Origin of the sequence: Actinospica durhamensis (genome assembly GCF_018139695.1) — a bacterium.
Taxonomy (GTDB): Bacteria; Actinomycetota; Actinomycetes; order Streptomycetales; family Catenulisporaceae; genus Actinospica; species Actinospica durhamensis.
In genome coordinates this window covers 1-6,687 of sequence record NZ_JAGSOG010000378.1, presented here as the reverse complement: position 1 = coordinate 6,687, position 6,687 = coordinate 1, and the positions used below count along the sequence as shown (strand labels likewise).

At 71.3% G+C, this 6,687-nt stretch carries 7 protein-coding genes; 4 read left to right on the top strand and 3 right to left on the bottom strand.

Translation table 11 applies throughout. The features are described from left to right. The 3 genes from KDL01_RS37910 to KDL01_RS37900 form a co-directional block, all read right to left on the bottom strand. Positions 1-1,838 (bottom strand): hypothetical protein (locus KDL01_RS37910; protein WP_368861734.1); only part of this gene is annotated, 1,838 nt, incomplete at its 3' end. Beyond that, a complete protein-coding gene (locus tag KDL01_RS37905) occupies positions 1,838-2,119 on the bottom strand; it encodes a pilin (protein ID WP_307846774.1) in 282 nt (93 codons plus the stop codon). The genes KDL01_RS37910 and KDL01_RS37905, both read right to left, overlap by 1 nt. A 284-nt stretch (positions 2,120-2,403) precedes the next feature. Next, complete coding sequence (locus tag KDL01_RS37900; protein ID WP_212533548.1) at positions 2,404-3,120, bottom strand: hypothetical protein; 717 nt, start codon at positions 3,118-3,120, stop codon at positions 2,404-2,406. A 539-nt stretch (positions 3,121-3,659) separates the two neighbouring features. Here KDL01_RS37900 and KDL01_RS37895 point away from each other — a divergent pair. The 4 genes from KDL01_RS37895 to KDL01_RS37880 all read left to right on the top strand — a co-directional run. After that, a complete protein-coding gene (locus KDL01_RS37895) occupies positions 3,660-4,376 on the top strand; it encodes a hypothetical protein (protein WP_212533547.1) in 717 nt (238 codons plus the stop codon). Between the two features lie 23 nt (positions 4,377-4,399). After that, a complete protein-coding gene (locus tag KDL01_RS37890) occupies positions 4,400-5,386 on the top strand; it encodes a TRM11 family SAM-dependent methyltransferase (protein WP_212533546.1) in 987 nt (328 codons plus the stop codon). Further along, on the top strand, positions 5,383-5,757 hold the full coding sequence (locus KDL01_RS37885; RefSeq protein ID WP_212533545.1) for a MerR family transcriptional regulator: 375 nt from the start codon (positions 5,383-5,385) through the stop codon (positions 5,755-5,757). Before KDL01_RS37890 ends, KDL01_RS37885 begins: the two co-directional genes overlap by 4 nt. A 97-nt stretch (positions 5,758-5,854) precedes the next feature. Continuing rightward, the coding region (locus tag KDL01_RS37880) for an N-terminal phage integrase SAM-like domain-containing protein (RefSeq protein WP_212533544.1) at positions 5,855-6,687 on the top strand (833 nt) is incomplete at its 3' end.

Sequence of the window (6,687 nt, the reverse complement as noted above, 5' to 3'; positions counted from 1 at the left end):
TATAAGAGACAGGAATGGGGCTGCGGCGTCCTGGTGAACCCGGGCAGCTGAAGCTGGCCCGGCATCGAAGGCGGCGGGGGCGGCGCCGACGATTCAGTCTGTTGCGGGCCGGGCCAGGGTTGCGGCACCGCGTGCTCTTTCGGCACCGGCCATAGGGCCAGCTGCCCGGAGGCGTGCGAGCCGCGGGAGGAGCCGAACCCGCGCCCGCCGATCGGAGCGAGCCTTCTGCCTGACGTCTGCGATGCACCAGGAACCGCCTTCCCCGCCGGTTGTAGGTTCGCGGCGGCGGCCGCGTTGACCTGCTGCGCCGCTGCCGCCAGGTTCCCGCCGTTGCTCCGCGCGACCGCGCGGATCAGCGTGCTGCTGTCTGCTCCCGGCATCCGGCGGTATCCGCCGACCGGCGCCGGGCCGGGGCCGCGCGGGCCGGGCGGCCGCAACGGCAACGGCCCGGCCGATCCGCCCCCGTTCCCGCCTCCGCCTCCGCGCATCCGGCCCATCACCATCCGACTCGCCAGCGTCCGGGTGCTGTAGGCGCCGGGTACCCCCAGCCGGTAGCCGACCGCGGCAACGGCCGCGGTCCGCAGTACGGAGCCGATGAAGGTGCGCGGGGAGTGACCGAGGGCCATACGGTTCATCCAGCCCGGGATCTTCAACATGATCAGCAGCAGGGCTGTGCCGACCAGGAAGTCGGTGATGCCGCTCGCAGTGGGGAACACCAGGATCGCGGCGTGCCGGTCGCTGAAGACCTCCAGCATCAGCATGAACGTCAGGGTCTGGAGGATCTGCGTGCCCAGGACCGCGCCCATAGCCCGCCACCACAACCTTGCGCATCCGTCGATCCCCGGCAGCGCGTGCGTGGCCAGCATCAGCGGCGCGAGCAGCGTCAACAGCAGCAGCCCGACGATCCGGGCTGCGCAGGTGACCAGCACCGCGAGCGCGAGCACACAGATCACCAGGGCGAACAGCGCCATCACGATCTGGGTGAGCCCATCCGGCATCAGCACCAGCCCGACGATCACCTGGATGACCTGGTCGCCGACCCCGGCGGGATCCAGCGGCCGGCCCCACAGCGCGCCCGCCAGCGCGCCGGTGAACTCCACCGCCAGCCCGATCACCGGCAGCGAGAGGTTCGACGCGATCATGCCGACCATGAGCCGGGGCAGGATCTGCCCGGCGGTGTATCGGGTCTGGAGCGTGCCGTAGCCGAGGACCAGCAGGCCGCCGAAGAGCACGTACAGAACGTAGAAGGAGTCCGCGAGCACGACGTTCGCCTGCCACAGCGCAGCGATCCGGCCGCTGGTGAGAGTCGGCTCGGTCAGCAGCGCCACCGTGAACAGGCCCATGACCGGAGCGAGCGCGGCCTGGGCCAGGTCCCCGATCCACGTGTTGATAGCCTGCTCGATCTGCCCGGGGATGTCCCACCACGACGGTCCCGACCCCGGCGGGTTCGCGTTCGGGATCTGCTGTGGCCTGTCCAGGTTCGGCGCGACCGGGCGGCAGTTGCCCGGCGTCCCGGCCTTCGGATAGCCCGGAGCCGGCGACGCACCGGCCGCCGGATCCGGCAACGGCTTGCCGTCCTTGCTGGGCCCGGCCGGAGGGACCGGACAGCCGTGCGCGTCCGTCGAGGGCTTCACCGAAGGAACCGGGCGGCTGACCATGGGCGCGGGTGCGGGTGTTGTTGCGGACGTGGGTGGGGGCGGAGCGGGCAGCGCGTCGGCGCGCGCGACAGCGGGAGGAAGTGTCGCGAGCACGACGGCGCCGAACACCACGGCCGCGCATACGAGCAGACCACGATGTAATAGCCTGATGCCGACTTCGGTCGTGTGGGACGCGCCCATCAGCTTGCTCCCACGACCGTCTTGAGCAGGGCGACCAGCGCGGGAGCGAGTACCGCGATCAGGTAGCCGAACGCGGCCTCTTTATAGGCGCGCTTGGCGGCGGAGACTTCGCCCGGGTCACCGGCTGAGAGCAGGTGTCGCAGTCCCCCGATCGTCAGAGACAGCGTGGCCGCGCCGGCCAAAAGCCCGGCGACCACGTTCGTGATGTTCGTGATGACCTGCGGAATCGAGGCGACCGCCAGCACGGTCGGGTGCACGGAGGTCGCAGTGCGCAGCAGCACGGGGCAGGCTCCTTCCACGAGCGAAGGGACATACGACGAGGGAGGTGCGTCTGTCCGGCCGCCGCAGCGAGGCCGCGCCCATCGAGGGAGGCGGGCGGGTCCGCTTGCTTGCGGGTAGCGGATGGCTGGGTCGTGCCGGTCGCAGGCCCCGAGGGAACGCGGGCCTCGCCGGCGGCGGCCGGACAGATACGGTCAGGCGCGGTGATGTACGCCTTCGTAGTAGAAGAAGAACGGCGCCCCGGCCCGGTAACAGCGATGCACGGCGCCCCGAGAAAGACTGATCATCAGGCTTCTGCCGTGTGGACCGTTGCGCGCCTGGCTGTTCCGGGCTGCGCATACCCGAGCGCGCGGGCGACCTTGTGCTCGGCCGCGCGCAGTGCCCGGGTGGCCTGCATCGGGTACCAGCCGCGTTCGGCCCCCAGCCGGCGCAGTGTCACGCCCTCGATGCGGTGGCGCCCGATCAGATCCGCCTCCTGCGCCGTGATCACGCCGCGGGCCACCAACCGCGCGAGTGCGAGGTCCGGGTGGCTCGCGCCGCGTCCGACGGTGCCCGGCTCCGGCAGGTGCTCCTCGCGTTCCGCCTCCGTGGGCTGGCGCTTGCACGCGGCTTTGCGCTGGTCGACCACCTTCTGCCCGGCCGCCTGCGCGCGGCGCAGCAGCTGATGCGCGATCAATCCGCGCCCCGACTCCGGCGTCACCGTCAGCAGCGCCTCCGCGAAACCGCCGAGCACCGCGGCCGCGATCTCCTCACGCACCGCCACATACACCCGCCCGGCGGTGCGCGCGGCGATCTGGGCCAGGCGCGGCGCGGCGACCCCGAGGGCCACCAGTTGCCAGTCCGCATCCCGCCGGGCCCGCTCGAGCAGCACCTCCCACGCAGTGTCCAACTCCGTGGTTGTGCGCTCCGGCGCGATCAGGAACCGGTGCAGGTCGGCTACCGGCACGTTCCGGTGCGCGCTGACCGGCACGCCGGGCAGGTGGCCGCGCTCGATCACCGACATAGCTGCCGCGTGGACGACGGCGATCTGCGGATACGCCGACGCGGCAGCCAGCCGGTACGCCCTGGACGGCGGCACCGCAACGGCACGCGACGAGTTGCAGACGCTCGCGGTTCGAGCGCTGCGACTCGGACGGTTGCAGGAGGTGGAGGGGGAGTTCGGATTCACGGTGGCGGCCTTCCTGTCCGAAGTGCGAGGCCGGGGCGGTGTGCCTCCGGGCAGGACAGTTCTCGGCCACCGCATGTGCGGATCGTGTGCAAAACCTCGCGGCTTCGAATGCTGAGACCGAAGTGCGGCCATGTGCGGACCCGGGCGCACGGCCCGGACGGGCGACATGTCCGACGTCTCATCTCAGCGTGGTCCGTGTGCGGACCGTGTGCACACCGGGCCTGCACACCGACTTTCCGGGGCTTCACCCGCGCGAGTGAACACCTGCTCTGAGCAGCGCGGCGCCGGTTACGGCCCGGGCGCCTCGATCTTCTTCTTCTACGGGTCGTGCCGATCGTCCAGGTCGGCGCAAGCAGGTCCGTGAAGGACCGACGATGTACCACGACAACCACCACGGCCGGGTCCCTGGCCTCGGCCGCACTCTGATCAAGGTCCCGGTCCCGGAGACCGTGAACCCGGGCCACTTCGTCCTCGACGGCGGCAGTCCCGGCATCGGCCACAGCGTCTGGCTGCCTCCGGCCGGCGGCCCCGCAGCCCCGGCCGTCGGGGAGAGCGAACTTCCCACCTGGGCCCTGATGCGGATCGCCGCGCAGTTCCTGCCCGACGGCGGTGAGCTCGGCGTTGTTCACGGACCCGGCCCCGCCCGCACCGCCCTCGACGTGATTCCCACCGACTGGGCACCGGAATGGATGAACCACTCGACACTCGTCCACGGCGCCGAGCCCGTCCGCGGCCTGGACGCCGCCCTCGTGATCGCCGACCCCCTCGAGTACGAGCCCCCGGCCACGCCGGAGGTCGCGGCCGCGTACTTCCGGGCGCTGAGTGGGGGCGTGCGCCCGGGCGGCGTCGTGCTCGTGCACACCCACCAGGCCACCGACCAGGCCGGGATGCTCGACCCGTCAGGCCCCTACATCCAAGCGGCCCGGCATGCCGGACTCGGCTACCTCCAGCACTTCGTGATCGTCCACACCCGGCTGCTGGCCGAGCCCCTCTCCGCCCGCGACCACGCCGAGCGCAACCCGCCCCGCCACGCGAAGACCCAGCCGCGTCACCGCCGGGTGCACTCAGACCTTCTCGCGTTCCAGGTCTAACACACACGATCAAGGAGGACGTCATGCACATCGACGACCACGGGCAACAGCCCCTGCCCGGCATGGAACGCTGGTTCGCGACCACCCGGCGCACCGTCCGCCCGGCCTCGGTGCTGTGCACCGGCCAGCAGGTCTCCAAGACACAGCGCCAGGGCCGCTACCTGCCCGAGACGGTCAAACACCCCGGCCGGATGCTCCCTGCCATCGCCCGGCACGTCATCGAGACCTACACCGACCCCGGCGACCTCGTCCTGGACCCCATGTGCGGCATCGGCACCACCCTGATCGAAGCCATGCATCTCGGGCGGGGCGCCGTCGGCGTCGAATACGAGAAGCACTGGACCGCCCTCGCCCAGCGCGGGATCAACCACGCCCGCACCCAGGGCGCCACCGGGGCAGGGTTCGTCTGGAACGCCGACGCCCGGCACATCCCCGACCAGCTGATCGAAGCGGCCCGCGGCCGGGTCAGGCTCCTGCTGACCTCGCCCCCGTACGGCCCGTCCTGCCACGGACAGGTCCAGGTCCGAGGCCGCGCAGGGCACACCGGATCGGTGCAGAAGCACGACAACCGCTACTCGACCGACCGGCGCAACCTCGCCCACCGGCCGCCCCGGGAACTGCTCGCCGGGTTCACCCAGATCCTGCAGGCGACAGAACCCCTGCTCGCACCGGGCGGGTACGTCGCGGTCACCGCCCGGCCCTGGCGGCGCCAAGGCGTCCTGATCGACCTGCCCGGCGCCGTCATCGCCGCCGGGAAAGCCGCAGGCCTGGTCCCGGTCGAGCGCTGCGTCGCGCTGCTCGCGCGATGCGAGGCGTCCGAACTCGAAGACCCAGTCGCATGCGGCTGCGGCTGCACCGGCGGCGCCACCCGCTACCGCACCCAGGAACGCCTCATCGCACACCTGTCCTTCATGCAGATCAAGGGCGCACGTGATGCACTCGCCGCCGGCATCCCCCGCGCCGGGATCCTGCATGAGGATCTCATTGTATTGAGTAAGGAGCCTGCGTGAGCGCGAACAAGCCCCCGACTCGCGGCGACGCACTCGACCTGCCGCCGATGATCGACCTGGCCACAGCCGCCAGGTACCTCGGCATCGGACGCACCACCGCCTACGCCCTCGCCGCGAAAGACGCCCTGCCGGTACCCGTGCTGCGCATCGGCACCGCGCTGCGCGTCCCGACCGCGCCGCTGCTCAAGATCCTCGGGATCACCCCGCCCGACGTAACGGACGCGGGGACGGAACCCGGCGCCGCCGACCCGGCCGTCGCGCGCGAATCCGCGGCGCTCTCCGCGCCCGTGCCGCGCGGCCGTGAAGATCCTTCGCGACCACCGTTGCGCTACCCCGCGAAGTGGAGCGTCGATCAACCCCGGACCCGTTGACGCGAAGTCAAAAGGCCCACACCGTGCCCTGCCGTACGTGCACGCCGTGTACGGCAGGGCGCGGCGCACCCCGATCGACGATGAGAGGCAACAGAGCATGAACGAGGGCGCACTCTACAAGCGCTGCCACTGCCGCGACGAGAACGGACGCAAACTCGGCGGCGCCTGCCCCAAGCTGCGCCGCCCCGGCGGCGCCTACGACGCCAAACACGGCACCTGGTCACTCCAACTCGAGATCAAAGTCCCCCACGGCGAAGAACGCCGCCACCTGCGCTCCGGCGGATACGACACCCGCGAGAAGGCCCAGACCGTCCTTGCCGGGATCAAAGAACTGATCGCGCTCGCCGAGACCGCCGACCGGCCCGATCAGACCCGCCTCCAGATCGCGGGCCTGGTCCAGGCCGCCCTGCGCGAGCACCGGTCCTTGCCGGATGCGGACGAGTTGCGTACCCGGCTGCGCCTGGGCCGCCCCGTCGAACAGCACCTGACGATCGAGGCGTTCCTGCGCGAATGGCTCGTCACCAAGCGCGGCTCACGCACCGCCAGCACCTACACCAGCTACCGCATCTACTGCGAACAGCACCTCATCCCCGCCCTCGGACACCTCCAGCTCACGAAGCTCCGCAAGACCCACGTCCAGACGCTCCTCGACGACATCGCCGCCGAAGCCGCCCTCACCGAGCAGCAGAACGCCCACCGCCGCGAGATCCAGGCCGCCGCGAAGGCCGCCTACCACGCCAAAGACCACACCACCGCCCGCGCACTCCGAGCACAGCTGGAGCTCATGCCCCCGCTGCGCCCCGTCCCCGGCCCGGTCACCCTCGAACGCATCCGCGCCACCCTCCGCTCCGCACTGACCAGCGCCATGAAGGAGGAACTCGTCACCGTCAACGTCGCCAAACTCGTCGAACTCCCCACCCACCGCCGCGC